The organism is Rothia sp. QJM3NY_36 (assembly GCF_056173115.1).
This window is the reverse complement of the sequence record NZ_CM149658.1, coordinates 1,324,410-1,348,902: the sequence shown is the minus strand read 5'-3', so window position 1 is coordinate 1,348,902 and position 24,493 is coordinate 1,324,410. Positions and strand designations below refer to the sequence as shown.

The window sequence follows — 24,493 nt, the reverse complement described above, 5'->3', positions numbered from 1 at the left end:
CCGGACGGGCAGGCCCGTCACAGCCGACGAATGAAGCGGTCGAGGACCGTCGAGAACCTCCCGCGGCGGCCCCTGTGCGCCGCCGCGGGCTCCTCGGCCCCGGCAAGTGAGGTGGTACCGCGTGCGCGGTCCGGGACCCGAACGGTCCCGCGGCGGCGGGCGTCCTGACGAGCAAGAGACCCGACCAGCCTCAGGATGTCCGCGTGAGCAGCCACTACCCCAAGTCCTCCGCCGCAGGCGACGCCGTCCCCGCCTCCCCCTCCTTCCCCGCGATCGAGGAGGCCGTGCTCTCCCACTGGGAGCAGGACGGCACCTTCCAGGCCAGCATCGACCAGCGCGAGAACCCGGACGGACCCACCGACGAGTTCGTGTTCTACGACGGGCCGCCCTTCGCCAACGGCCTGCCCCACTACGGCCACCTGCTCACCGGCTACGTCAAGGACCTCGTGGCTCGCTATCAGACCATGCGCGGGCACAAGGTGGACCGCCGCTTCGGCTGGGACACCCACGGGCTGCCGGCCGAGCTGGAGGCCATGAAACAGCTGGGCATGACGGACAAGAAGCAGATCGAACAGATGGGCATCGACCGCTTCAACGACGCCTGCCGCTCCTCCGTGCTCAGGTACACCGACGAGTGGCAGAAGTACGTCACCCGCCAGGCCCGCTGGGTGGACTTCGAGAACGACTACAAGACGCTCAACGTCGAGTACATGGAATCGGTCATCTGGGCCTTCAAGCGGCTGCACGAGAAGGGCCTGACCTACCAGGGCTTCCGCGTGCTGCCGTACTGCTGGAAGGACGAGACCCCGCTGTCCAACCACGAGCTGCGCATGGACGACGACGTCTACCAGGACCGGCAGGACCCCACGGTGACCGTGGCCTTCGAGGTCACCGAGGACACCTCCCTGGCCGCCGAGCCCGACGTTGCCCGCCAGCTGGCCGGTGCCCACCTGCTGGCCTGGACCACCACGCCCTGGACCCTGCCGACCAACGAGGCGATCGCCGTCGGCCCGGACATCCGCTACGTGCTGGTGGAGGGTGCCGGTGAGCGGGCCGGGGCCCGCTACGTGGTCGCCGAGGACCTGCTGGCCGAGTACGCGAAGGACCTCGGGTACGCCGACGCCGAGGATCCGGCCGCCGCGGCCCGGGCCGGCGTCGTGCGGACCTACGACGGCGCCCAGCTGGCCGGGGTGCGCTACGCGCCGCTGTGGGATCACTTCGTCGACGCCGAGACCTACGGCACTGGCAACGCCTGGCAGGTGCTGGTCGCGGACTACGTGACCACCACCGACGGCACCGGGCTGGTCCATCAGGCCCCCGCCTACGGTGAGGACGACCAGAAGGTCTGCGAGGCCCACGACATCCCCGTGGTGCTCTCCGTGGACGAGGGCGCGAAGTTCCTGCCGCTGTTCGCCGAGCCCACCGCCTCCGGGGACGACACCCTGACCGGGATCGCCGGGGTGCAGGTCTTCGAGGCCAACCGCACCGTTATCAACGCGCTGAAGGCCAAGGGCGCGCTGATCCGGGAGAAGTCCTACGTGCACTCGTATCCGCACTGCTGGCGCTGCCGCAACCCCCTGATCTACCGGGCCATCACCTCCTGGTACGTGTCGGTGACCGAGTTCAAGGACCGCATGGTCGAGCTCAACGAGCAGATCAACTGGATCCCCGGCAACGTCAAGCACGGCCAGTTCGGCAAGTGGCTGGAGAACGCCCGGGACTGGTCCATCTCCCGCAACCGCTACTGGGGCTCGCCGATCCCCGTGTGGGTCTCGGATGACCCGAACTACCCGCGAACCGAGGTCTACGGTTCGCTCGCGGAGCTGGAAGAGGCCTTCGGGCGCCTGCCGCTCAACCACGACGGAGAGCCGGATCTGCACCGGCCGTTCATCGACGAGCTGACCCGGCCCAACCCGGATGACCCGACGGGGAAGTCCACGATGCGCCGCGTCCCGGACGTGCTGGACGTGTGGTTCGACTCCGGGTCCATGCCCTACGCCCAGGTGCACTACCCCTTCGAGAACAAGGAGTGGTTCGAGCACCACTACCCGGCGGACTTCATCGTGGAGTACATCGGGCAGACCCGCGGCTGGTTCTACACCCTGCACATCCTGGCCACGGCCCTGTTCGACCGGCCCGCGTACAAGAACGTGGTCTCCCACGGCATCGTGCTGGGCTCGGACGGGCAGAAGATGTCCAAGTCCCTGCGCAACTACCCGGACGTCTCCGAGGTCCTGGACCGGGACGGCTCCGATGCGATGCGCTGGTTCCTGATGTCCAGCCCCATCCTGCGCGGGGGCAACCTCATCGTCACCGAGCGCGGCATCCGCGAGGGCGTGCGCCAGGTGATGCTGCCGCTGTGGAACGTGTACCACTTCTTCACCCTGTACACGAACGCGGCCTTCGACGGGGAGGGCTACGAGGCCCGGCCCCGCTACACCTCGGACCACGTGATGGACCGGTTCATCCTGGCCCGCACCCGCCAGCTGATCACGGACGTCACCGCGGCGATGGACGCCTACGACGTGTGGAGCGCCTGCGAGCACCTGCGTCACTACGCCGACGCCCTGACCAACTGGTACGTGCGCCGTTCCCGCCAGCGCTTCTTCGACGAGGACATCGTCGCCTTCGACGTGCTGTGGACCTGCCTGGAGACGGCGTGCCGGGTGGCAGCGCCCCTGCTGCCGCTGACCGCCGAGGAGATGTGGCGCGGGCTGACCGGGCGCCGCTCGGTGCACCTGGCCGACTGGCCGGACGCCGGGGCCTTCGCCGAGGAGGCGGATCTGTCCGAGCTCATGGACACCACCCGGGCCGTGTGCTCGGCCGGTTCGGCGCTGCGCAAGGCCCACCGGCTGCGCGTGCGCCAGCCCCTGGCCTCCCTCACCGTCGCCGCCCCGCGGGGGGCCGATCTGGCGGGGACCTACGCGGACATCATCGCCTCAGAGCTGAACATCAAGACGGTGACCGTGCTGGACGCCGAGCAGACCTCAGCCGAGGACTACGGCATCTCCCGCAGCCTGAAGGTCAACGCCCGGGCCGCCGGACCCCGGCTGGGTCGGCTCGTGCAGCAGGCCATCCGCGCTGCGAAGGCGGGGGACTGGCGGACCGATGGCGACGGGGTCGTGGTGGGCTCCGAGACCCTCGAGGAGCCCCTGGGCCTGCAGCCCGGTGAGTTCGAGCTGGAGACCGTGGTGGACGAGTCCGCCGGGGCCGAGCGGGTCGTCGCGGTGATCGACGGCGGCTTCCTCGTCCTGGACACGCACCTGACCCCGGAGCTGGAGGCCGAGGGCACCGCCCGGGACGTCATCCGCGCGATCCAGCAGGCTCGCAAGGACGAGGACCTCATGGTCTCGGACCGGATCCGCACCGTGGTGATCGCCGACGCCGCGACCCGCGCCGCCGTGGAGTCCCACGCCGAGCTGGTGGCCGCCGAGACCCTCACCGATGACCTCGTGCTGGAGCCGGGCGAGGGCCTGCACGTGACCGTGACGACCGAGGACTGAGCCAGAGCATGACCGAGCAGCCCTTCCGCGAGGAGCAGGATCCCCGCGAGGACCACGACGGCGCCGGGCGGCAGCCCGCGCCTTTCCCCCCGGAGCTGGATCCGCTGGATCCGCACTTCGGCGGGGAGGAGGAGGTGGAGGATGAGGACGAGGCGATCGCCCGCGAGCTGACCGAGATGGAGCGCACCGGCTCCGCCTCCCCGGTGCCCCACGGCATCGGGGAGGACCTCGAGGTGGATCTGCCGCACCTGGCCCCGGACCCGCGCGAGGACGCGTTCTCCGCGGAGTCGGTGGCCGCGGAGCTGCGCGGGCGTGCCCCGGAGACCCAGATGGCGCCTCGCCTGGACGCGATGCGCCTGGCCATGGACCTGCTGGGGGATCCGGCCCACGCCGCCCCGGTGATCCACCTGACCGGCACCAACGGCAAGACCTCCACGGCCCGGATGGTCGAGGCCCTGCTGATGGCCCACGATCTGCGGGTCGGGCGCTACACCTCCCCGCACCTGGAACGCGTCACCGAACGCATCGCCGTGGACGGCGCCCCGATCGACGACGCGACCTTCGTGCGCACCTGGGACGAGATCCGGCCCTTCGTGCTCCTGGCCGACCAGCGGCTGGCCGAGCGCGGTGAGGTCCCGCTGACCGAGTTCGAGGCGATGACCGTGCTGGCCTTCGCCGTGTTCGCCGAGGCACCCGTGGACGTGATGGTCCTGGAGGTGGGCCTGGGCGGGCGCTGGGATGCGACCAACGTCGCCGACGCCGCGGTCTCCGTGCTCACCCCGATCGACCTGGACCACACCCGCATGCTCGGGGACACCGTGGAGGAGATCGCCCGGGAGAAGGCCGGGATCATCAAGCCCGAGGGATTCCTGGTCTCCTCCGCCCAGTCTCCGGCCGTCGCCGAGATCCTGCTGGAGGCCGCCCGCGAGGCCGGGGTTCCGTTCCGCTTCGGCGGCGTGGAGTTCGGGGTGCGCTCCCGGGTCCCGGGAACCGGCGGTCAGGTGCTCGCGGTGCAGGGGCTGGCCGGGGTCTACGAGGACCTGGCGCTGCCCCTGGCGGGGGAGCACCAGGCGGACAACGCCGCACTGGCCATCGCCGCCGTCGAGGCCTTCCTGGGCGGGGGAGAACGCGAGCTGAACGTCGAGCTGGTGCGGGCGGGCCTGGCGGCCGTGCGCTCCCCGGGCCGCATGGAGACGGTGCGCACCGCCCCGACCGTCATCATCGACGCCGCGCACAACCCGCACGGGCTGCGTGCGCAGGTGCGCGCCGTCGAGGAGACCGTGCCCGCACGGGAGCTGGAGATCGTCCTGGGGATCCTGGCGGATAAGGATGCGGCGCAGATGCTGCGCATCCTGCGCGAGTCCTACGCCGAGTCCGAGCGCTTCGACGCCCGCCTGTACGTCAGCGCCTCCCACTCCCCGCGGGCCATCGACCCGGAGGAGCTGGCGCGCCTGGCCGTGGCGGAGGGCTTCGACGAGGACGCCGTGCAGGCCTTCGCCGGCCTGGACGAGGCGATCACCGCGGCCGTCTCCGATGCCGCCGTGCGCGAGGAGCTGGACGCCGCCGTGCTGATCACCGGGTCGGTGACCGTGGCCGGGGAGGCCCGGATGCTGCTGGGCCCGCTGCCGGAATCCGGTCTGACGGGAGCCGACGGGGAGCCGACCGGAGGGGAGGAGGGCCCGTGGCTCGGCTGACGCGCGCGCAGCGGGAATGGCGGCCCGGGCAGGTCAAGAAGCCCAGCTCCGTGCGGATGATGTTCGCCTCCACCGTGCTGGTCCTCGAGGCCCTCGTGGTGTTCTTCGCGACCCTGGCGTTCTTCGGCCTCTCGGTCTTCCACGCGGGGGCGGGCCTGAAGACGGCGGTGATGATCGGGGGCCTGATCTTCGCGGCGGCCTTCGTCGCCCTGTGCGCCCTGCTGCGCAGGCCCTGGGGGTACACCGCCGGCTGGGTGCTGCAGGTGCTGCTGGTGGCCACGGGGTTCCTGGTGCCGGCGATGTTCTTCATCGGCGCGTGCTTCCTGGCCTGCTGGTGGTATTCGATGGTCGTGGGCGCGCGCCTGGACCGGGAGAAGGCCGAGCGCTTCGAGGCCGAGCAGGAGTGGGAGCGCACCCACGGGCGCGCGTGAGCGCGACGGATGAGGGCCTGCGGGCCCTGGAATCCCGGACGGTCTTCGCCGGCTGGGCGGCTCGGCCCGCCGACGCCGTGCGCGACGTCGCCGGGGCCGGCCGGGTCCTGGAAGGCCTGCTGCGCGGCGGGGACCCCGCGCCGAGCGTGGTGGTGACCGGCTCCAAGGGCAAGGGGCAGACGGCCGCGGAGATCGCCTGGCGGCTGCAGGCCTGCGGGCTGCGGGTCGGGCTGGTCAGCTCCCCGGGGATCATCTCCAACCGGGACCGCTTCGTCCTGGACGGGCAGGTGCTGCCGGCCGCGGCCTACCGCGCGGGCCTGCACCGCCTGGCCGCCGTCCTGCCCGAGGCGGCCCCGGCCCCCGGCGCGTATCTGGCGCCCACGGATCTGTTCACGGTGCTGGGGCATGCGATGCTGCGCGCGGCCGGGGCGCAGGTCGTGGTCCACGAGGCCGGGATGGGCGGGGCCCACGACGCCGTGAGCCTGTTCGACCCGGTGGCCGTGGCCCTGACCCGGATTCTCCCGGAGCACCTGGACGTGTTCGGACCGAGCCTGATGCACGTGGCCCAGGAGAAGATCGGCCTGGTGCACGGGCCAGCCCCCGTGGCCAGCGTCCCGCAGGCGCCCGGCCCGGACCGGCTCCTGCGCCGGACCTGCGCCCGCCACGCAGCACCCCTGGTGGTGGTGCCCGCGGGTGACTTCCTCGTGGAGAACGAACGGGTCGCGCTGGCCGCGGCGCGCGCGGCGGCCCGCGCCCTGGGCGTGGACGAACCGCCGGAAGGCTTCGGGTCCAGCCCGGTGCGTCGGCCCGGGCGCGGCAGCGCCCACCGCCTTCCGGACGGCTGCCTGCTGGTCGTGGACGCGGGAATCGACGCGGCAGGGGCGGCCCACGCGCTGGAGGCCGCGCGGGCCGTCTCCGATGCGGGGCGGGTGCAGCGGGTGTGGTGGTCCGTGCCGATGACCAAGGACTGGCGGGCCATCGCCGATCTGCTGGATGACCGCGGCGTCGAGCACGCCTTCGTGGACCTGGGGCGGGACGGGCACCTGGACTACCGGCTGCCCGGTGAGCTGACGGAGAGGGTCCCGGTGATCGGGCTGGCGCAGCTGCTGGAGCGGATTCGGCCGGGCCGAGACGCCGCCTCCGATCCGACGCGGGTCGAGCTCGCGCTGGGCACGATCTCCTTCGGCACGGCCGTGCTGCGGCAGCTGGGGGTGCAGGTGCGGCGGCTGTGGAGCCTCGAGACCCCGCGCGGCTGACCCTCCGCCTCCGCCGTGGCGCGGGTGCGGCTGGCTAGGATGGGGTCATACCGTCCGCACGTCTTCCGGATCAGGAGGATCCCATGACCGAACGCTCCCTCGTCCTCGTCAAGCCCGACGGCGTGGAACGCAACCTCATCGGCGCGGTGCTCTCGCGCATCGAGACCAAGGGCTACCGCATCGCCGAGCTGCGGATGCTCACCCCCTCCCGGGAGATCCTGGAGCAGCACTACGCCGAGCACGCCGGCAAGCCGTTCTTCGAGCCGCTGGTGCGCTTCATGGGCTCCGGGCCCGTCGTGGCCGCGGTGATCGAGGGGGACCGCTGCATCGAGGGCCTGCGCACCATCATGGGCCCCTCCGAGCCGACCACCGCCCCGGCCGGCACGATCCGCGGGGACCTCGGCCGCGACTGGGGCGAGGACGTGCAGAAGAACCTCGTGCACGGCTCGGACTCCCCGGAATCCGCCCAGCGCGAGATCGGCATCTGGTTCGGCTGAACCGCCGCCTGTGCGCCGCCGCTGCGCCCCGCCCGGGGCAGCACCCCGCGGCTGGCTCGGTGTCGTGAACTACGACGGGGCCCGCCCCGACCACCGCGTGAAGCGGTGCGTCGGGACGGGCCCCGTCCGTGCCTGCGGGCGACCCGCGCGGGTCGCACCCGGCGCCTAGAACATGCCCATGATGACCGAGAAGAACCGGATGAAGATGATCCCGAACAGCACCAGCAGGATCATCACGGTGAGGAACCAGGCCCAGCCGGTCATCGCCGAGGCGACCCGCCGCGGCACGGGGATCACCCCGGTGCGCATGTTGTGCACCGTGACATGCACGAACAGCGTGGTCTGCATGATCCACACGATCATGCAGTACAGGCACAGCGCGTCGATGCGGAAGGTGGTCTGGTACCACAGCCAGCAGATGAACACGAAGCCCAGGGTCACCCCGATCTGCACGCACCACCAGTACCAGCGGGCCAGGCGCGCCCCGGCGAGCATCGCCGTCGCGATGGTCAGGATGATCGCGTAGGCGACGATGCCGATCAGCGGATTCGGGAAGCCGAAGGCCGCGGCCTGGCTGGTGCGCATGACGGTGCCGCAGTTGACCAGGGAGTTCAGGTCGCAGCTGGAGACGTGGCCGGCATCCACGTAGATCTGCAGCCGCTCCCACACCAGCATCGCCGCGGCGAAGAAGCCGACGGCGCCGGTCACGACCATCAGCCAGGCCAGGCGCCGACGCTGGGGGAGCGTCTCGGTCCCCTCCGACGCGGAATCCTCGGGGAGTTCGGTCACTGCTGCGCTCACGCGGGCACCTTCTTCATGGGTCGGGGATGATCCGGTGGCGCCGGGGCGCCGCCGGTGGGCGTGCGTCGGTCATCTTAGCGGCGTCGACCGTGCGTCTCCTGGATGTGTCCTGCACGCACCGGGGCCCCGCCCCTCCCTCCCGCGGCGGGGGTGTGCGATACTGGGGGAGGCCGAGGGCCGCGCCGCACGCGGTCTCCTCCGGTCCGATGTGCCGCCGACGGGTGTCGTGCACCGCCTGGCAGCGCTTCCAGCGAGCGCCCGGGCAAAGACCACCCGGGCAAGACTCCCGTGAGACTGCGGAGCTCGGCGCGACCATCGGCCCACCCACCGCGGCCCGCGGGGAGATGATCCCCGGCGGGGCCTGATCGCCGGGCGATGCCACGGCTGGAGAGACGGTGCTGGGCAGCCAGACGACTTCCGGCTCGTCCCGCCCGCCTCAGGGCGGGGCGCCGACCGGCCACCATCCGCGGCGGCGGACCGGGTGCGGCACGGCTCCGCGGCCGCACCACAGGAGCATCCGCAGACGATGAGCACCCAGAACGACGGCGCCGCCCCCCGGGGCGAGGACGCCGAGACCGCACCCGCCGCCTCCTCCGTCCCGGAGGTCGCCGCCGACCCGTTCGGCGCGACCTCCGTGCTGTTCAAGGCCCCGGACATCGAGGAGCTGAAGGCCGCGGCCCTGGCGAAGAAGCAGCAGGAGAAGGCCGAGCTCGAGGCCGCCGAGGACGAGCCGCAGGACGACGGCGAGGTCGTGGCCCGCAAGCGCCGTCGGCGGCGCCGCGGAGACACGGACCTGGAGCTGGTGGACGAGGAGGAGGACCCCAACACCGTCACCAAGGTCCGCACCCCGCGCATCGTCGAGTCCACCTCGGCCGACGCCGTGACCTCCGTGAAGGGCTCCACGCGCCTGGAGGCCAAGCGCCAGCGCCGTCGGGAATCCCGCGCCTCCGGGCGCCGTCGGCACGGAATCACCGAGGCCGAGTTCCTGGCTCGTCGGGAGTCCGTGGACCGGCAGATGATCGTGCGCCAGAAGGACGAGCGCATCCAGATCGGCGTCCTGGAGGACGGGGTGCTGGCCGAGCACTTCGTGTCCCAGACCCAGCAGGACTCCCTGATCGGCAACGTCTACCTCGGGAAGGTGCAGAACGTGCTGCCCTCCATGGAGGCGGCGTTCATCGACATCGGCCGCGGGCGCAACGCGGTGCTCTACGCCGGTGAGGTCAACTGGGACGCCGCGGGCCTGGACGGCGCGCCCCGGCGCATCGAGCGGGCCCTGAAGTCCGGGGACTCCGTGCTGGTGCAGGTCACCAAGGATCCGATCGGGCACAAGGGCCCCCGGCTGACCTCGCAGATCTCCCTGCCCGGGCGCTTCCTCGTCTACGTCCCCGGCGGGTCCATGACCGGGATCTCCCGGAAGCTGCCGGACACGGAGCGGGCCCGGCTGAAGAAGATCCTCAAGGACCACCTGCCCGACGGCGCCGGCGTCATCGTGCGCACCGCCGCGGAGGGCGCCAGCGAGGAGGACCTCGCCCACGACATCAACCGACTGCGGGTGCAGTGGGAGGAGATCCAGAAGAAGGCGAACTCCCGCAAGACCACCGCCCCGGAGCTGCTGTCCCAGGAGCCGGACCTGTCCATCAAGACCGTGCGCGACGTGTTCAACGAGGACTTCTCCGCGATGGTCGTGCAGGGTCAGGAGGCCTGGGACTCCATCGAGGCGTACGTGACCTACATGGCCCCGGATCTGGTGGGGCGGCTGCGGCAGTGGACCGAGGAGGAGGACGTCTTCGACCACTACCGGATCGAGGAGGGCCTGGCCAAGGCCCTGGATCGCAAGGTGTTCCTGCCCTCCGGCGGCTCCCTGGTCATCGACCGCACCGAGGCGATGACCGTGATCGACGTGAACACCGGCAAGTTCACCGGCTCCGGGGGCAACCTGGAGGAGACCGTCACCAAGAACAACCTGGAGGCCGCCGAGGAGATCGTGCGCCAGCTGCGCCTGCGCGACATCGGCGGGATCATCGTCGTCGACTTCATCGACATGGTCCTGGAGTCCAACCGGGACCTGGTGCTGCGGCGTCTGGTGGAGTGCCTCGGGCGGGACCGCACCAAGCACCAGGTGGCCGAGGTGACCTCGCTGGGTCTGGTGCAGATGACCCGCAAGCGCATGGGCACGGGTCTGCTGGAGGTCTTCTCCGAGCCCTGCGAGGCCTGCGACGGCCGCGGCGTCGTCGTGCACGACGAGCCGCTGAAGGGCCGCTCGGGCGGTCACGGCTCCGAGACCCACCACCGCCATGACCGGCACGACCGCAAGCGGTCCCGCAACCGCCAGCAGCGCGAGGAGACCCCCCGCAACCCGCAGGACGACGCGCGCGCCGAGGCCGCCCGCACGGCCTTCGCGACCATCGCGGCGGCCTCCTCCAAGCACGAGGAGGCCGACGGCACCGAACAGTCGCAGCATCGTCCCGAGGCCCAGGACCACGCCGAGCACCACGGCGAGGGCGAGGAGTCCAAGGCCGCCAAGAAGCGCAAGCGCCGCCGGCGCGGCGGGCGCGCCCGGGCGGAGCAGACCGAGAACCAGCAGACCGAGTCCGCGCAGGGTGCGGCGGCCCAGGACGACGCCGAGCACGGCGCCGATCACGGCCGGGATCGCGGCCTGCCGGAGGACCCGGATATGGTCGTGACCATCCACGGCGAGGTCGTCACCCTGCCCCACGGCGAGCAGAAGCAGCCCGCCCAGGAGCAGGAGGGCTCCGAGCCGTCTCTGGACCTGGATTCGCTGAGCGAGGCCTTCGACCGCAAGGCGCCCCGTGAGGGGGCCGGGACCGAGTCCTCCGCCGCCGAGGATTCCCCGCGCGAGGATGCGCCCCGCGGCGAGTCCCGCCGGGGCCGGACCCGGGAGGACTCGGCGTCGTCGGTCGAGGATGAGACCGGGCTGCCGGCGCCGCGCCGGGCCGGGACCACCCGCTCCGCACGCGCCGGGCGCACGCGCCGGGAGGACAGCCGCCGGGCCGGACGCGAGGCCGCCGACGCCGCGCGCCAGGCCGCACTCGAGGCCCTCGAGGACATGAAGCCCGGCCGGCGCTCGCGCCGCTCGGAGCAGACCGAGCGCGGCGGACAGTCCGGCGCAGAGAACTCCGGCTCCGCGACGTCCGGCACCGGGAAGTCCGACGCCGGGCAGTCCGGTTCCGCTCAGGAGCGGGGTGGGCGCACCCGGGGCGAGGACCGGCAGGAGCAGGGCCGCCGGTCCGGGACCTCCCGCACCCCCCGGCGGGCCCAGTCCCCGGCGCGGACCGCGCAGGACCCGGCCGAGCAGCGGCCCACGGTCACCGGAGTCGCCACACCGGGCGCCTCGCGCCGCTCCGAGCAGCCGGATCAGGCCCAGGAGTCCGCCCAGGCCGCACTAGCTGCCCCGGCGCAGGAGGAGCGGGCCCGGCCGGCCTCCGCCTCCCGCCCCAAGCGCCGTTCTCGTCGGGCCAGCTCCGACGGCGGGCAGGGCGGGAGCATCGTCGCCGGTCAGCAGGGCGAGGCCTCGGGGGTCCGGGTCGCCACGGCCGCGGCCGCCCCCAGCACCGACGGCACCACCGCCGCGGCCGCACAGGCCGAGGAGGTCATGATGCTCGGCGTCGGCGTGAAGGCCGAGGACATCCGCCGGCCCGAGTGACCCGCGGCCGAGCGGCGTCGCGGCCGCCGTGCCCGGGCGAACACTTGCCCGGGCGCGGGGCTGTGCCGTATCCTTGACTGTCGGTGCTCATTGCGACCTTCCTCGACGGACCCGTCCTCCGGGTGCGTCCCACGTCCGGCGGCCACGTCCCCGGTGGTTGCGGTGCTCTGAGCAGAACCCCAGTACGTTGAATGTCGAGAGAAGTGAGTTCCCAAGTGGTGTACGCGATTGTCCGCGCTGGCGGCCGCCAGGAAAAGGTCTCCGTGGGAGACCTCGTTACCCTCGACCGCGTCGCCGGTGAGGCCGGCAGCACCATCGAGCTGCCCGTCCTGATGCTGGTGGACGGCGAGAAGGTCCAGGCGGACCCGAAGGCCCTCGCCTCCGCGAAGGTCACCGCCGAGAAGGTCGAGGACCTGCGCGGCCCGAAGATCGTCATCCAGAAGTACAAGAACAAGACGGGCTACAAGAAGCGCCAGGGCTTCCGCGCCGAGCTGACCCAGGTCAAGGTCACCGCGATCGACGCCTGATCGGCTCCGCTCACCCACCCGTCACCCCTACGAAGGCAGGCAGTAATGGCACACAAAAAAGGTGCAAGCTCCACCCGCAACGGCCGCGACTCCAACCCCCAGTACCTGGGCGTGAAGCGCTTCGGCGGCCAGTCCGTCAACGCCGGCGAGATCATCGTCCGCCAGCGCGGCACCCACTTCCACCCCGGTGAGAACGTCGGGCGCGGCGGGGACGACACCCTGTTCGCCCTGGCCGCCGGCCAGGTCGAGTTCGGTCGTCGCCGCGGCCGCAAGGTCGTCAACATCCTCGCCGCCGCGGAGTAGTTCTCCCCGCGAGGAGCACGGCTCGCACCGGGGGCCGCAACCAGCCGGTGACCATGCAGAAGAGGGCCTGCCTTCCCCTGACGGGAGAGCGGGCCCTCTTCTCGTCCATCACCTCCGCGGCCGATAGGATCGAAGGGCCCGCCGGAGTCCGGCGCCGCACCCCGCGGCGCCCCTCCCATCCGCTGACCGAAGGGGTTTTGCACGTGGCCGATTTCGTGGACCGGGTGGTCCTGCACGCCCGCGGAGGCGCCGGCGGCAACGGCTGCGTGTCCGTGCGCCGCGAGAAGTTCAAGCCCCTGGGCGGCCCCGACGGCGGCAACGGCGGCAACGGGGGAGACGTGATCCTGCGGGTGGACGGGCAGTCCACCACGCTGCTGGAATACCACCACTCGCCGCACCAGACCGCGCCCAAGGGCGACATCGGCCGCGGCGGGCTCTCCCACGGCACCCACGGGGCGGACCTGGTCCTGTCCGTGCCGCAGGGAACGGTCGTGAAGACCCGGGACGGGAAGGTGCTGGCGGACCTGGTGCGGATGGGCGATGAGTTCGTCGCCGCCCACGGCGGGCAGGGCGGGGCCGGCAACGCGGCCCTGGCCTCCCCGAAGCGCAAGGCCCCCGGCTTCGCCCTGCTGGGCATCGACGGCGAGGAGCGGGACCTCGTCCTGGAGCTGAAGTCCATCGCCGATGTCGCCCTGGTCGGGTACCCCTCGGCCGGCAAGTCCTCGCTGATCGCGGCGATGTCCGCGGCGCGCCCGAAGATCGCGGACTACCCGTTCACGACCCTGGTGCCCAACCTCGGGGTCGTGCAGGCCGGGGACACCCGCTTCACCGTGGCCGATGTGCCCGGGCTGATCGAGGGCGCCTCCGAGGGTCGGGGGCTGGGCCACCAGTTCCTGCGCCACGTGGAGCGCTGTGCGGCGATCGTGCACGTCATCGACTGCGCGACCCTGGAGCCGCGCCGGGACCCGATCTCGGACTTCGAGGTCATCGAGAAGGAGCTGGCCGGCTATTCCGTGGATCCCACGGCCGGCACCGCCACGCCCCTGGTGCAGCGCCCGCACCTGGTGGTCCTGAACAAGGTGGACGTCCCGGAGGCCAGAGAGCTGGCGGAGCTCGTGCGCCCCGAGCTGGAGGCCCGCGGGCTGCGGGTCTTCGAGGTTTCCACCGCCTCCCACGAGGGGTTGCGCGCCCTGGGCTTCGCGATGGCCGAGCTGGTGGCCGAGGCCCGGGCCGCGCAGGAGGATCAGGAGCAGGAGACGCAGGAGGCCCCGGCCGTGCTGCGCCCGCGGGCCGTGTCCCGCCGCCGCGGCGGGCGCGGGGAGTTCAGCATCCGCCGGGAGGAGCGCAACCTGGAGCCGCTGTTCCGGGTGCTCGGGGAGAAGCCCGAGCGGTGGATCAAGCAGACCGACTTCGCCAACGACGAGGCCGTGGGCTTCCTCGCGGACCGCCTGGCCAAGCTCGGCGTCGAGGACGAGCTGTTCGCCCAGGGCGCGACCCCCGGGGACGCCGTGGTGATCGGGGAGGAGGCCGACGCCGTGGTCTTCGACTGGGAGCCGACGATGGTCGGCGGCGCGGAGCTGCTGTCCAGCCCGCGCGGCACCGACTCCAGGCTCGAGGAGATCATCCGCCCCACCCGCGCCGAGAAGCGGGAGGACTACCAGCAGCGCAAGGACGCGAAGGCCGCCGCGCGCGAGGAGCTGGAGGCCGAGCGCCTGGCCGGCAAGTGGACGGAGTCCGTGGACGCCGCCCGCGACCGGCGCGCCCGCCGTCGCGCCGAGGGCACCGACTGACCCCCGGCGACGACCCCACCGGGGCCGCTTCGACACCGTCCGTCTGATACCGACCCGCGATCGCCGCCCACGCAGAAGAGGAGAACCCATGCTCACCCCGTCCGCGTCCCTGTCCCGCGCCGAGATCCAGCGTTCGGCCGAGTCCCGGGGGAAGAACAGGATCAGCCCCATCGAGCGGCGGGAGGATCTGCCCAAGGCCAAGCGCATCGTCGTGAAGGTCGGCTCCTCCTCCCTGACCTCGATCGCCCACTCCCTGGACGAGCTGGCCGTCGCGACGATCGCGGACGTGCTGGCGAAGACCCACGGGCGCGGGGTGGAGGTCGTGTTCGTCTCCTCCGGGGCGATCGCGGCCGGGCTGGCCCCGCTGGGGCTGACCAAGCGGCCCAAGGACCTGGCCACCCAGCAGGCGGCGGCCGCCGTCGGGCAGTCCCTGATCATGACCCGCTACACCGAGATCTTCTCCCGCTACGACGTCACGATCTCCCAGGTGCTGGTCACCGCGGAGGACCTGATGCACCGCAGCCGCTACCACAACGTCCACCGTCAGCTGGAGAGGCTGCTGGACCTGAACGTGCTGCCCATCGTCAACGAGAACGACGCCGTGGCCACCCACGAGATCAAGTTCGGGGACAACGACCGGATCGCCGCACTCGTCGCACACACGATCAAGGCGGACGCGCTGCTGCTGCTGTCCGACGTGGATGCGCTGTACACCAAGCACCCGGCCGAGGGCGGGGAGCGGATCAGCACCGTGACGGACCCGGAGCGGGACCTGGAGGGCGTGGAGATCGGCACGATCGGACGCGCGGGGGTCGGCTCCGGGGGCATGGTCACCAAGGTGGAGGCCGCGAAGATCGCCTCCTCCTCCGGCATCCCCGCGCTGGTCACCTCCGCCGCCAACGCCGCCGCGGCCCTGGACGGGGCGGATGTGGGCACGTGGTTCCAGCCCACGGGTGGGCGCCGCTCGATCCGGCTGGTGTGGCTGTCCCAGCTGGCCAAGACCAAGGGCGCGGTGACCGTCGACGCCGGGGCGGAGCGGGCCGTGCGCCGGCGCACCTCCCTGCTGGCCGCCGGGATCACCGGGGTGGAGGGCATCTTCCGCCCGGGCGAGCCCATCGCGATCAAGGACCCGCAGGGGCGCACCTTCGCCCACGGGCTGGCCGCCTACTCCAGCCAGGACATCGAGCGGATCGCGGGGCTGGCCAGCGCGGCCGCGGAGGAGGAGCTGGGCGACGGGTTCGACGGCGTCGTCGTGCACGTGGACAACCTGGCCGTGCTGCGCCGCCGCTGAATCCGCCGGGCACCTTCGTTATCATCGGGTCCATGACCGACACCGATCGCAGCACTCCGTCCGTTCCGACCGTGCCCCGTGAGGTGCAGGAGGCCGTCGAGGCCATGGCCGATGACGCCCGCGCCGCCTCCCGGGTGCTGGCCACCGCGCACCGCTCCCACAAGGACACCGCCCTGCGCCGGATGGCCGAGGGGATCGACGCCGGACGATCCGTGATCCTGGAGGCCAACGCCCGGGACCTGGCCCGCGGACGCGAGAAGGGCATGGCGGAGAACCTGCTGGACCGGCTCGCCCTGGATGATGCGCGCATCGACGCGCTGATCGGGGCTCTGCACGAGCTGGCCGGGCAGACCGACCCGGTCGGGCAGATCATCGACGGGCAGACCCTGCCCAACGGGCTGCGGGTCTCCCGGATCCGGGTGCCGATGGGCGTGGTCGGCGCGATCTACGAGGCCCGCCCCAACGTCACCGTGGACATCGCGGGGCTGGCCGTGAAATCCGGCAACGCCGCGATGCTGCGCGGCGGCTCGGCCGCCCAGGAGACCAACACCGCCCTGGTCGGGATCCTGCGCGACGCCCTGGATGCCGCCGGGTTCCCGATGGATGCCGTGCAGTCCGTGGACGAGTACGGCCGAGACGGGGCCACCGCCCTGATGCTGGCCCGCGGCCGCGTGGACGTGCTGGTCCCGCGCGGCGGGCGCGGGCTGATCCAGTCCGTCGTGGCGAACGCCCGGGTGCCGGTGATCGAGACCGGGGAGGGCAACGTGCACATCTACCTGGGCGCCTCGGCCCCGGAGCAGATGGCCGTGGACCTGGTGGTGGACTCCAAGACCGACAAGCCCTCGGCCTGCAACTCCGCGGAGACCCTGCTGATCCAGGAGGGCGCCCCGGCCGCCGAGGCCGTGCTGCGCGGGCTGCTGGAGGCCGGGGTGCGCCTGCACGCCGACGAGGCCGCGGCCCGGCTGGCCGGCGGGCTCTCGGAGCAGGTGCTGGCAGCGCAGGACGGGGACTGGGCGGATGAGTCCCTGGCCCTGGAGATGTCCGTGCGGGTGGTCCTGGACATGGAGGAGGCGCTGCGCCACATCCAGCGGCACTCCACCGGGCACACCGAGCTGATCATCACCAATGACCTCGCTGAGGCCGACGAGTTCGTCTCCCGGGTGGATGCCGCCACGGTCATGGTCAACTCCTCCACCCGCTTCACCGACGGCGGCCAGCTGGGGCTGGGCGCCGAGGTGGGGATCTCCACGCAGAAGCTGCACGCCCGCGGGCCCATGGGCATGACGGAGCTGACCACGAGCAAGTGGGTCGTGCGGGGTCAGGGGCAGACCAGGGGCTAGACTGGCCTTCAGCATCCATCGCACACCGAACGCCGCGGCCGCGCCGGCCGCCGGAGAGGAGCAAGCGCCCATGAGCATCGCAGTCCTGGCCTCCACCGTGGCCGAGGAGCACGTGGTCAACGAGCTGCCCTTGGCGCCGCACTGGTTCGCCATCCTGTTCATGGTCGGCTTCATCGCGCTGGCCCTGATCTGCCACTCCTACAGCGGCCGCGGCGTCGTGCGCCCGGATTCCGCGCCGTCCGAGCTCAGCGAGGTTGAGCGGGAGTCCGTCGAGAAGTACGACGCCGAGTACCACCGGCACTGAGTCATGATCGACGGCGTCCCGCCCGCGCGGGGCGCCGTCGCGGGCAGGAGCGCATGAACCCCCAGCTGGAGACCTCCGGGCACACCACCCTGACCGTCCCGCCGCGCCGCCCCCGGCGGACCCGGCTGGGCGTGATGGGCGGGACCTTCGACCCGATCCACCACGGGCACCTGGTCGCGGCCAGCGAGGTCGCGGCGGTCTTCGACCTCGACGAGGTGGTCTTCGTGCCCACCGGCACGCCGTGGCAGAAGGCCGACCAGCGGGTGACCGAGGCGGAGCACCGGTACCTGATGACCGTGATCGCCACGGCGTCGAACCCCCGGTTCACGGTCTCCCGGGTGGACATCGACCGGCCCGGCCCCACCTACACCGTGGACACGCTGCGGGACCTGCACCAGCTGCGCCCGAACGCGGACCTGTTCTTCATCACCGGGGCGGATGCGATGGCGCAGATCCTGTCCTGGAAGGACGCCGCCCAGATGTGGGACCTGGCGTACTTCGTCGGGGTCACCCGACCCGGCCACGAGCTGGCCGCCCCGGAGCGTGCGGCCGGGGTGGGTCTGCTGGAGGTGCCGGCGATGGCGATCTCCTCGACCGACGTCCGGCGCCGCTCCGCGGACGGCAAGCCCGTATGGTACCTGGTCCCGGACGGCGTGGTGCAGTACATCAACAAGTACGAGCTCTACCACCGCGAGGACGTCACGGTGCCCGAGCGGGCCGGGCAGGGCCCCGATGAGCTGCCGGGATGCCGGGCGGATCCGGCGGCCCGGCCGGTAGAATCGCAGCCGAACGACGCCGTCCCCGCACGGGCGGGGAGAACCGGAGCCCCCGAGGCCCCGGAGGGCAGCATCTCGTCAAGGAGTCAGCACTGAACGCGCAGCGCACCACCACGGACATCACCGCGGACCCGCAGAAGACGTTCGTGGCCGAGGACGGCCTGCAGGTCCCGCCCGCCCCGGAGGATCTGGGACCCCGGAGGCTGCGACGCTACCGCGAGCAGTACCTGGACCGCCTGCGCGGCAACGCCCCGGACCCCGCGACCCAGGGGGTTCCGGTGGTGCCGGTCATGGAGCCGGATGATCGGCTGCTGGAGTTCCAGCGGCGGTTCCAGGCGATCAGCGAGCAGGGCGAGTTCGTCCGGCTCAGCGCGGATGAGGAGTTCGCGGCGATCGTCGGGGACCGCACCGCCACCACCTACCGGGACCGGGCCCTGCTGGAGGACGTGCAGCGCCAGATCCTCGGGGCCGGCCCGGGGACGGTCTCCGGCGGGATCGTCTCGGTGAATCCGGCGCACCTGTCGGGGCTGGGCAACACCGACTTCGCCGGCACCCTCTACGACGAGCGCCTGCTGGGCCCGCAGACCATGGGGATCCCGGTGATCACCGGGAGCACCCCGAGAGTGCAGGGTTCCCATGCGGGGGCCGGGGCGCCGGCGTCGGCGGATGCCGACGACGCCGTGGCCGCCCCGGAACCGCAGACCGACCCGTCCGAACCGGTCGGCCTGAATCCGGAGGAGGCGGGCGCCCCGGAGGAGATCTCGCCGGGGGAGACCTCCCCGGCGGAGGCCGCCCAGGATGAGACCGCGGAGGGCGCCGCGCAGCCCGAGGATGCCCGCCCCGTCCGGGCGGTGGATGCCCACGGACTGGACCTGTCCGGGCTGGATGCGAAGGCCCCGGGCGGCACCGGCCGGGCCTGGCTGATCACCCTGATCCTGCTGGTGCTGGTGGCCGCCGTCGTGCTCGGCGTAATCTTCCTGATCCCGTAACCCCGGTGCTCACCGCGACCGACCCGGCCCGCACCCACTGAACCGTCAGCGGACGGCCACCCGCCGCCGTCCCCACCGAAAGGACCTCCCATGACCGCAGCACCCGAGTCCGTGCAGGCCCTGCGCATCGCCGCGCGGGCCGCCGCCGACAAGCACGCCACCCAGCTCAACGCCTACGACGTCTCCGAGGCGATGGGCCTGATCGACGGCTTCCTGCTCGCCTCGGCTGCCAACGAGCGGCTGGTGGACGCGATCGTGGACGAGGTGGAGGATCAGCTGCGCGAGCAGGCCGGGATCAAGCCGGTGCGCCGGGAGGGCAAGGCCGAGGGCCGCTGGGTGCTCCTGGACTTCGGGGACATCGTGGTGCACGTGCAGCACGAGCAGGAACGGGTCTTCTACGCCCTCGACCGGCTGTGGAGCGACGCCCCGCGGATCCCCCTGGGCGTGGAGGAGGAGCTGGCCGATCCCGAGCAGATGCCCGACAGCCCCGAACTGGCCCAGGATCCGGCTTCCTGAGCCGCGACGCCGGGCCCGCGGTGCGGGGTCCGCGGCATGGGGCGGCGCGGGTGTGACAGATCACCCTTCGCGGATTTGGCGCGGGGGAGACGGTCTGAGTACAGTAGATGAGTCGCCGCGAGGTGACACGGGATCGCGAGAGTGATCTTGGGGCTGTGGCGCAGCTGGTAGCGCATCTGCATGGCATGCAGAGGGTCAGGGGTTCGAGTCCCCTCAGCTCCACCAGTGAGGACGAGGGCCCTGCCAGAGGAATCCGGTGGGGCCCTCGTCGTGTGTCCGGGCGTCCTCGGCGTTCACCGCCGAAACCGCACCGATGTGCCGAGACCGCACAGACGCGCCGAGACCGCACCCGTCGGGTGCGGTCTCGGCAGTTTTGTGCGGTTTCGGCGACCGCGTGCGGTCTCGGCGCCGGACGATGGCGGCGCCCCGACCCGCGTCAGGCGTCGACGGCGGCGCGTCGCGGGTCGATCTGGTCCTCGGCCCCGGGCACCGGCTGCGCCGGGTCCGCACCGAGGGCGACCACCCGGTTCTCCCCGTCCACGTGCACCACCTGCGGCTCGTGCTCGGTCAGCTCCCGGGCATCGACCATCACGTAGGACATGATGATGACCAGATCCCCGGGATGCACCAGGTGGGCGGCCGCCCCGTTGATGCCGATCACCCCGGAGCCGGCGGGTCCCGCGATCGCGTAGGTCTGCAGGCGGGAGCCGTTGGTCACGTCCACCACCTGCACCTGCTCACCCTCCACGATCCCGGAGGCCTGCAGCAGGTCGGCGTCGATGGTGATGGATCCGACGTAGTGCAGATCCGCCTGCGTGACGGTGGCGCGGTGGATCTTCGCGCCCAGCACGGTGCGCAGCATGGTTCCTCCTGGAGAAGTGTGTGGGTACGGGGGGCAGGAGACGGTCGGCGTTCGGCACGACGTCGCCTCCGGCGATGGCGCCCTCCCGAAGAAGCCGGGGCGGGGCGCGCCCGAATACTCTACTCCCCGCGGCCCAGGCTCAGGAGCCGGTCTCCAGCAGCAGCACCCCACCCACGATCAGGGCGATGCCCGCGGCCATCACTGCGTCCAGCGGCTCCTTGAACGCCACGCGGCTGACCACCGCGGTCAGGGCCACGCCGAGGGCCGCCCAGATCCCGTAGGCCATGCCCAGGGGCATACCCAGGTGCAGGGTCGCGCTCAGTGCGGTGAACGCCGCGATGTAGAGCAGGGCGGTGAGCGCGTACCAGGCCCGGCCCCGATCCACGGCCAGGCGCAGGCTCGAGGTGCCCGCGACCTCGCACACCACCGCCAGGATGAGCACGGTCCACGCCACCTACCTCACCCTCCCGTACCGAGCGTCCCCGGCCGGGCCGACGTCGGCCCGCCCGACGTCGACCGAGCGCAGGGCCCGGCGGCGCACCCGCTGGGAGCCCAGCTCCACGCACAGCACACCGGCGATCACCAGCACGAGTCCCAGACCCATCCGGGGGGAGAGGGCCTCGCCGAAGATCGCCGCGGACGCCAGGGCCGTGAGCGCGACGCCGCCGGCGCCCCACAATCCGTAGGCCACGCCCAGCGCCATGCCGGCCCACAGCAGCAGCCCCAGCAGCACGAAGGCCAGCATGTATCCCGCGACCGTCCAGGCGTACAGCCACGGAGCGCTCATCGCGGCCTTCAGGCTCAGCGAGGCCGAGACCTCCGCGAGGATCGCGGCGACCAGCAGCAGCGCGCGCTTCATCCGGGGCCCTCCTCTCGTGGGTCAGTTGGTGAAGACCATGTACAGGTTCAGGGTGGTCGCGTACGCGATCCACAGCAGCTACGGCACCAGCAGCCAGGCCGCAAGCCTCTGGACTGGCCGGAACGCGGCGAAGGTGCCCAGGGCGCAGGCCAGCAGCAGGAGGATGTCCAGGGCGGCCAGGATCAGCCCGGTGGTGCCCCAGTGGGTGTAGCCGTTGAAGAACAGCGGGGTCCAGAGGCTGTTGAGCACCAGCTGGACGACGTACAGGGTCAGGGCACGGCGTCGTCCGGGGCGCCCGTGCTCGCGCCACACCAGCCATGCGGCCACCCCGATGATCACGTACAGCACGGTCCACACCGGGCCGAACTCGGAGTTCGGGGGAGTCCAGGGGGCTTTGTCGGCGTCGGCGTACCAGCCGTCCACGGCGGAGGCGCTGGCCAGGGAGCCGACCATGCCGACGGCCAGCGGGATGATGATCATCAGCGCCAGCACGATGACGGACGTGGCCTTCGCGGGCTGCTGTGCGGGGGTCTCGTGGTTCATGTCTTCCAGCATGTCAGACGCGGGTCGCACCGCAGGACGCGCAGGCGGCCCGTCGACGTCGCCCGGTCCCGGAGGGCGGACGCGGAGGGTAGACGCGGTGCGGATCTCCCGGAGGCTCGGCCGGCGCGCACCACCCTGGATCCGCCGAGTTGGACAGGCGGCCCGCAGCTGGTATAGTCTTCATCCGTTGGGGCTGTGGCGCAGCTGGTAGCGCATCTGCATGGCATGCAGAGGGTCAGGGGTTCGAGTCCCCTCAGCTCCACGATCGAAGATCCCGGATCATCCGCACGGATGGCCCGGGATCTTCTGCGTTGTACGGGGTCTACCGTGGGGGCATGAGCCAGCCGCAATCCTCCGATCCTGTCCTGTACCGCACCCGCGTGACCAACCGGGGCGGCATCCAGGACACCGTCACCGCGGACGACGGCCTCAGCCTGCGCACCGGGCCGCCTGAGCGGACCTCGTCCGGCGCCAATCCCGAGCAGCTGCTGGGCATGGCCTGGTCCACCTGTCTCGCCGCGACCCTTGAAGCCGTCCTCTCTGATCAGGGACTCGATCCCGCGCAGCATCGGCCCGAGGTCTGCGTCGAGGTCGAGCTGCACCGGAATCCCGACGGCTCCTACCGCTTCGAACCCACCGCCGTCGTGGCCATTCCCGGGCTGCCCAATCAGGAGGTGCGGGAGTTGACCGCGCGGGCCCACCAGCGATGCCCGGTCTCCCGGCTGCTCACCGCCCAGGACGCGGTGCGGGTACCCGCGGTGGAGTCGGGTACCTGAGGGGCTCCGATCGCCAGGGGATCGACGGCGCGTGGGCAGCCTCTCCTCCGCGCGCACCCCTGCTGATACCGTACAGATCGGCCGAGACCGTACAGACGTGCCGAGACCGGACCCGACGGGTGCGGTCTCGGCACGTTCGTACGGTCTGGGCGGCGATGTACGGTCTCGCGGGGCGTCAGGATCAGGTCGGTGGCAGCTCCCCGGCTCGGTCCGCCGCGCCGCGCAGCTCATTCCACCGGAAGACCGACACCGCGGTCCGGGAGGCCCCCGCGGTGGTCTCCCCGCGCCCGGCCCAGCGGTAGGTCACCTGGATCGCGGCGTCGTCGATGCGCTGGACCCGCGGGGCGAAGCCGTAGGCCCGCTCGGTGGCCGGCCCGATGAACTCGCCCTGGTGGAACAGCAGGATCTGATACGGGGAGGACCCCGTGGCACCCTGGATGCCCACCGTGATCCAGGACAGCTGCGCGCAGTCGCTGAAGCCGCCGGTGTCCGCCGTGGACGCATCCCACGCCCACCGCTCGCCATCGTCGAACTGCGGGACCTGGGGCAGGGCCGACTCCAGCGCCTGCTGCGCGGTCACCGAGGCGCAGGAGGCCTCGGCCGCGGTCGGATCATCCGTGGGCAGGGTGTCCCCGGTGTGGCCCGGTCCCGGGGCCAGGGTGGCCAGGGTGCTCGGCGCCGGCGCAGGCTCGGAAGGGGATGCCACCGGGGGAGAGGGGGCGGCGACCGACGACGACGCCGTCGACGACGTCACGGGGCTCCTCGTCGAAGGATCGGCGTCGCTCCCGGGGGAGGTGCCGCAGCCGCTGAGCAGCAGCAGTCCGGCCAGGGCCAGGGGCGAGAGTCTCGAGGGGCGCATCTGCGGCACCTTCCTGGAGGAGGGGTTCTTCACCCCTGAAGTTAGCAGAGGTGAATGACATCACACCATAGGTGACCTGCCGAGAATGCCATCCCACCGCATCCGAGCTTCGGCTCCTGTGATGGAATAGGGTGATGAGCACCACCACACCCGATCCCCGTGACCGGTCACCGCAGCCTGGGAAGGAGCAGGGGGAGCCCGCGGGCTTCCGCGTCCCCGCCGGGGACCCGTCGCTGCCGCTGGAGCGGGTGTGGCCCCCGTTCGGGCTGCGCCTGGAATCCCCGCGGCTGGTGCTGCGGCTGCTGCGCGACGCGGACCTGCCGGCCTACCTCGCCGCGACCACCGAGCCCATCGCCCACACCCGCAGCAATCCCTTCAGCAGCCCGTGGAACGAAGGGACCCCGGAGCAGAAGGCGCACGCCAGCTTCGCGTGGCTCTGGGAATGCCGATCCCGGATGGACCAGGCCGACCTGATGCTGCTGTTCGGCGTGTTCCTGAAGACCGACACCGGTGAGGTGCTGATCGGGATGCAGGACGTGGGAGCCCGGGACTTCACCCTCCTGCACCAGGTGAGCACGGCGAGCTGGCTGGTCCGGGCCCACCAGGGCAGGGGCCTGGGACGGGAGATGCGCGAGGCCGTGCTGCTGTGGGCCTTCGACCACCTCGGCGCCCGGGCCGCATCCAGCGGCGCCTACGCCTGGAACGACGCCTCCCGGGCGGTCTCCGAGAAGCTGGGGTACCGACCCAACGGCACCCACCTGGTGCCCGACGCCCACGGGCGGCAGGCCGAGGAGGAGGTGCGCTACCGGGTGGCGGCCGAGGAGTTCGTGCGCCCTTCCTGGGACCTGCGGGTCACCGGGCACCGGGAGTTCGCCGCCTACGCCGGGATCGGCTGACGCCATCGATCGACTG

At 72.0% G+C, this 24,493-nt stretch carries 23 protein-coding genes and 2 tRNA genes; 19 read left to right on the top strand and 6 right to left on the bottom strand.

The annotated features are described in order from the left end of the window. The first annotated feature begins 203 nt into the window (after window positions 1-203). The 5 genes from ileS (at window position 204) to ndk (ending at window position 7,381) form a co-directional block, all read left to right on the top strand. On the top strand, window positions 204-3,503 hold the full coding sequence (ileS, locus tag AC0VXQ_RS05915; protein WP_475527955.1) for an isoleucine--tRNA ligase: 3,300 nt from the start codon (window positions 204-206) through the stop codon (window positions 3,501-3,503). Between the two features lie 8 nt (window positions 3,504-3,511). Continuing rightward, entirely contained in the window at window positions 3,512-5,197 is a 1,686-nt protein-coding gene (locus AC0VXQ_RS05910) for a bifunctional folylpolyglutamate synthase/dihydrofolate synthase (RefSeq protein WP_475527954.1), read from the top strand. Then, window positions 5,185-5,628 (top strand): DUF4233 domain-containing protein, encoded by a 444-nt coding sequence (locus AC0VXQ_RS05905; protein WP_058730715.1) that lies wholly within the window; start codon window positions 5,185-5,187, stop codon window positions 5,626-5,628. Before AC0VXQ_RS05910 ends, AC0VXQ_RS05905 begins: the two co-directional genes overlap by 13 nt. After that, window positions 5,625-6,884: a folylpolyglutamate synthase/dihydrofolate synthase family protein gene (locus tag AC0VXQ_RS05900; RefSeq protein WP_058730714.1), complete on the top strand. Its 1,260-nt coding sequence runs from the start codon at window positions 5,625-5,627 to the stop codon at window positions 6,882-6,884. Before AC0VXQ_RS05905 ends, AC0VXQ_RS05900 begins: the two co-directional genes overlap by 4 nt. Window positions 6,885-6,967: 83 nt before the next feature. Next, window positions 6,968-7,381, top strand: a complete 414-nt coding sequence (gene ndk, locus AC0VXQ_RS05895; protein WP_058730713.1) for a nucleoside-diphosphate kinase — start codon at window positions 6,968-6,970, stop codon at window positions 7,379-7,381. Between the two features lie 165 nt (window positions 7,382-7,546). On the opposite strand, the gene AC0VXQ_RS05890 is transcribed toward ndk, so the two are convergent. Beyond that, window positions 7,547-8,182 carry a vitamin K epoxide reductase family protein gene (locus AC0VXQ_RS05890; RefSeq protein ID WP_328798532.1) on the bottom strand — a complete coding sequence of 212 codons (636 nt, stop codon included), beginning with the start codon at window positions 8,180-8,182 and terminating at the stop codon, window positions 7,547-7,549. Between the two features lie 526 nt (window positions 8,183-8,708). Here AC0VXQ_RS05890 and AC0VXQ_RS05885 point away from each other — a divergent pair. The 11 genes from AC0VXQ_RS05885 to AC0VXQ_RS05835 all read left to right on the top strand — a co-directional run bounded on the left by AC0VXQ_RS05885 (window position 8,709) and on the right by AC0VXQ_RS05835 (window position 19,907). Continuing rightward, window positions 8,709-11,846, top strand: a complete 3,138-nt coding sequence (locus AC0VXQ_RS05885) for an Rne/Rng family ribonuclease (RefSeq protein WP_328798533.1) — start codon at window positions 8,709-8,711, stop codon at window positions 11,844-11,846. Window positions 11,847-12,061: 215 nt separating this feature from the next. Beyond that, window positions 12,062-12,373 carry a 50S ribosomal protein L21 gene (rplU, locus tag AC0VXQ_RS05880; protein WP_058730711.1) on the top strand — a complete coding sequence of 104 codons (312 nt, stop codon included), beginning with the start codon at window positions 12,062-12,064 and terminating at the stop codon, window positions 12,371-12,373. 45 nt (window positions 12,374-12,418) lie between these two features. Further along, the gene (gene rpmA / locus AC0VXQ_RS05875; RefSeq protein WP_058730710.1) at window positions 12,419-12,676 is read left to right on the top strand and encodes a 50S ribosomal protein L27; all 258 of its coding nucleotides are present in this window, start codon (window positions 12,419-12,421) and stop codon (window positions 12,674-12,676) included. Between the two features lie 203 nt (window positions 12,677-12,879). After that, window positions 12,880-14,466, top strand: coding sequence for a GTPase ObgE (obgE, locus tag AC0VXQ_RS05870; RefSeq protein ID WP_064725472.1), 1,587 nt, complete (start codon window positions 12,880-12,882; stop codon window positions 14,464-14,466). Window positions 14,467-14,554: 88 nt separating this feature from the next. After that, window positions 14,555-15,757: a glutamate 5-kinase gene (gene proB, locus AC0VXQ_RS05865; RefSeq protein ID WP_058730708.1), complete on the top strand. Its 1,203-nt coding sequence runs from the start codon at window positions 14,555-14,557 to the stop codon at window positions 15,755-15,757. A gap of 32 nt (window positions 15,758-15,789) precedes the next feature. Then, on the top strand, window positions 15,790-17,097 hold the full coding sequence (locus AC0VXQ_RS05860; RefSeq protein ID WP_064725473.1) for a glutamate-5-semialdehyde dehydrogenase: 1,308 nt from the start codon (window positions 15,790-15,792) through the stop codon (window positions 17,095-17,097). A 70-nt stretch (window positions 17,098-17,167) separates the two neighbouring features. Next, window positions 17,168-17,401 carry a hypothetical protein gene (locus tag AC0VXQ_RS05855; protein ID WP_058730706.1) on the top strand — a complete coding sequence of 78 codons (234 nt, stop codon included), beginning with the start codon at window positions 17,168-17,170 and terminating at the stop codon, window positions 17,399-17,401. Between the two features lie 53 nt (window positions 17,402-17,454). Then, window positions 17,455-18,273: a nicotinate-nucleotide adenylyltransferase gene (gene nadD / locus AC0VXQ_RS05850; protein ID WP_081046251.1), complete on the top strand. Its 819-nt coding sequence runs from the start codon at window positions 17,455-17,457 to the stop codon at window positions 18,271-18,273. A gap of 50 nt (window positions 18,274-18,323) precedes the next feature. Further along, window positions 18,324-19,166: a hypothetical protein gene (locus tag AC0VXQ_RS05845; RefSeq protein WP_196826321.1), complete on the top strand. Its 843-nt coding sequence runs from the start codon at window positions 18,324-18,326 to the stop codon at window positions 19,164-19,166. Window positions 19,167-19,256: 90 nt separating this feature from the next. Next, window positions 19,257-19,682: a ribosome silencing factor gene (rsfS, locus tag AC0VXQ_RS05840; RefSeq protein ID WP_058730704.1), complete on the top strand. Its 426-nt coding sequence runs from the start codon at window positions 19,257-19,259 to the stop codon at window positions 19,680-19,682. 149 nt (window positions 19,683-19,831) lie between these two features. After that, window positions 19,832-19,907: transfer RNA gene (locus tag AC0VXQ_RS05835), tRNA-Ala, on the top strand. Between the two features lie 211 nt (window positions 19,908-20,118). Here AC0VXQ_RS05835 and panD read toward each other — a convergent pair. The 4 genes from panD to AC0VXQ_RS05815 all read right to left on the bottom strand — a co-directional run bounded on the left by panD (window position 20,119) and on the right by AC0VXQ_RS05815 (window position 21,946). Continuing rightward, window positions 20,119-20,544, bottom strand: a complete 426-nt coding sequence (gene panD / locus AC0VXQ_RS05830) for an aspartate 1-decarboxylase (protein ID WP_058730703.1) — start codon at window positions 20,542-20,544, stop codon at window positions 20,119-20,121. Window positions 20,545-20,683: 139 nt separating this feature from the next. Next, complete coding sequence (locus tag AC0VXQ_RS05825; RefSeq protein ID WP_061225657.1) at window positions 20,684-20,998, bottom strand: DMT family transporter; 315 nt, start codon at window positions 20,996-20,998, stop codon at window positions 20,684-20,686. Beyond that, on the bottom strand, window positions 20,999-21,403 hold the full coding sequence (locus AC0VXQ_RS05820) for a DMT family transporter (RefSeq protein WP_475527953.1): 405 nt from the start codon (window positions 21,401-21,403) through the stop codon (window positions 20,999-21,001). 78 nt (window positions 21,404-21,481) lie between these two features. Continuing rightward, window positions 21,482-21,946: a TspO/MBR family protein gene (locus AC0VXQ_RS05815; protein ID WP_475527952.1), complete on the bottom strand. Its 465-nt coding sequence runs from the start codon at window positions 21,944-21,946 to the stop codon at window positions 21,482-21,484. Window positions 21,947-22,135: 189 nt separating this feature from the next. Here AC0VXQ_RS05815 and AC0VXQ_RS05810 point away from each other — a divergent pair. Both AC0VXQ_RS05810 and AC0VXQ_RS05805 read left to right on the top strand, forming a co-directional pair. After that, window positions 22,136-22,208, top strand: a tRNA-Ala gene (locus AC0VXQ_RS05810). A 73-nt stretch (window positions 22,209-22,281) separates the two neighbouring features. Further along, on the top strand, window positions 22,282-22,722 hold the full coding sequence (locus AC0VXQ_RS05805) for an OsmC family protein (RefSeq protein ID WP_475527951.1): 441 nt from the start codon (window positions 22,282-22,284) through the stop codon (window positions 22,720-22,722). Between the two features lie 181 nt (window positions 22,723-22,903). Here the strand turns inward: AC0VXQ_RS05805 and AC0VXQ_RS05800 are convergent, their stop codons facing one another. Beyond that, entirely contained in the window at window positions 22,904-23,581 is a 678-nt protein-coding gene (locus tag AC0VXQ_RS05800; protein WP_475527950.1) for an LppP/LprE family lipoprotein, read from the bottom strand. A gap of 134 nt (window positions 23,582-23,715) precedes the next feature. On the opposite strand from AC0VXQ_RS05800, the gene AC0VXQ_RS05795 reads away from it, so the two are divergent. Next, window positions 23,716-24,477, top strand: a complete 762-nt coding sequence (locus tag AC0VXQ_RS05795; RefSeq protein ID WP_475527949.1) for a GNAT family N-acetyltransferase — start codon at window positions 23,716-23,718, stop codon at window positions 24,475-24,477. The last annotated feature ends 16 nt before the right edge of the window (window positions 24,478-24,493 follow it).

Coding starts and splice junctions, on each gene's coding strand:
- AC0VXQ_RS05855 (WP_058730706.1), top strand. CDS start 17,168: ATGAGCATCGCAGTCCTGGCCTCCACCGTGGCCGAGGAGCACGTGGTC.
- AC0VXQ_RS05815 (WP_475527952.1), bottom strand. CDS start 21,946: ATGAACCACGAGACCCCCGCACAGCAGCCCGCGAAGGCCACGTCCGTC.
- panD (WP_058730703.1), bottom strand. CDS start 20,544: ATGCTGCGCACCGTGCTGGGCGCGAAGATCCACCGCGCCACCGTCACG.
- AC0VXQ_RS05820 (WP_475527953.1), bottom strand. CDS start 21,403: ATGAAGCGCGCGCTGCTGCTGGTCGCCGCGATCCTCGCGGAGGTCTCG.
- AC0VXQ_RS05800 (WP_475527950.1), bottom strand. CDS start 23,581: ATGCGCCCCTCGAGACTCTCGCCCCTGGCCCTGGCCGGACTGCTGCTG.
- rpmA (WP_058730710.1), top strand. CDS start 12,419: ATGGCACACAAAAAAGGTGCAAGCTCCACCCGCAACGGCCGCGACTCC.
- AC0VXQ_RS05795 (WP_475527949.1), top strand. CDS start 23,716: ATGAGCACCACCACACCCGATCCCCGTGACCGGTCACCGCAGCCTGGG.
- ndk (WP_058730713.1), top strand. CDS start 6,968: ATGACCGAACGCTCCCTCGTCCTCGTCAAGCCCGACGGCGTGGAACGC.
- AC0VXQ_RS05910 (WP_475527954.1), top strand. CDS start 3,512: ATGACCGAGCAGCCCTTCCGCGAGGAGCAGGATCCCCGCGAGGACCAC.
- proB (WP_058730708.1), top strand. CDS start 14,555: ATGCTCACCCCGTCCGCGTCCCTGTCCCGCGCCGAGATCCAGCGTTCG.
- AC0VXQ_RS05860 (WP_064725473.1), top strand. CDS start 15,790: ATGACCGACACCGATCGCAGCACTCCGTCCGTTCCGACCGTGCCCCGT.
- AC0VXQ_RS05885 (WP_328798533.1), top strand. CDS start 8,709: ATGAGCACCCAGAACGACGGCGCCGCCCCCCGGGGCGAGGACGCCGAG.
- nadD (WP_081046251.1), top strand. CDS start 17,455: ATGAACCCCCAGCTGGAGACCTCCGGGCACACCACCCTGACCGTCCCG.
- AC0VXQ_RS05805 (WP_475527951.1), top strand. CDS start 22,282: ATGAGCCAGCCGCAATCCTCCGATCCTGTCCTGTACCGCACCCGCGTG.
- rsfS (WP_058730704.1), top strand. CDS start 19,257: ATGACCGCAGCACCCGAGTCCGTGCAGGCCCTGCGCATCGCCGCGCGG.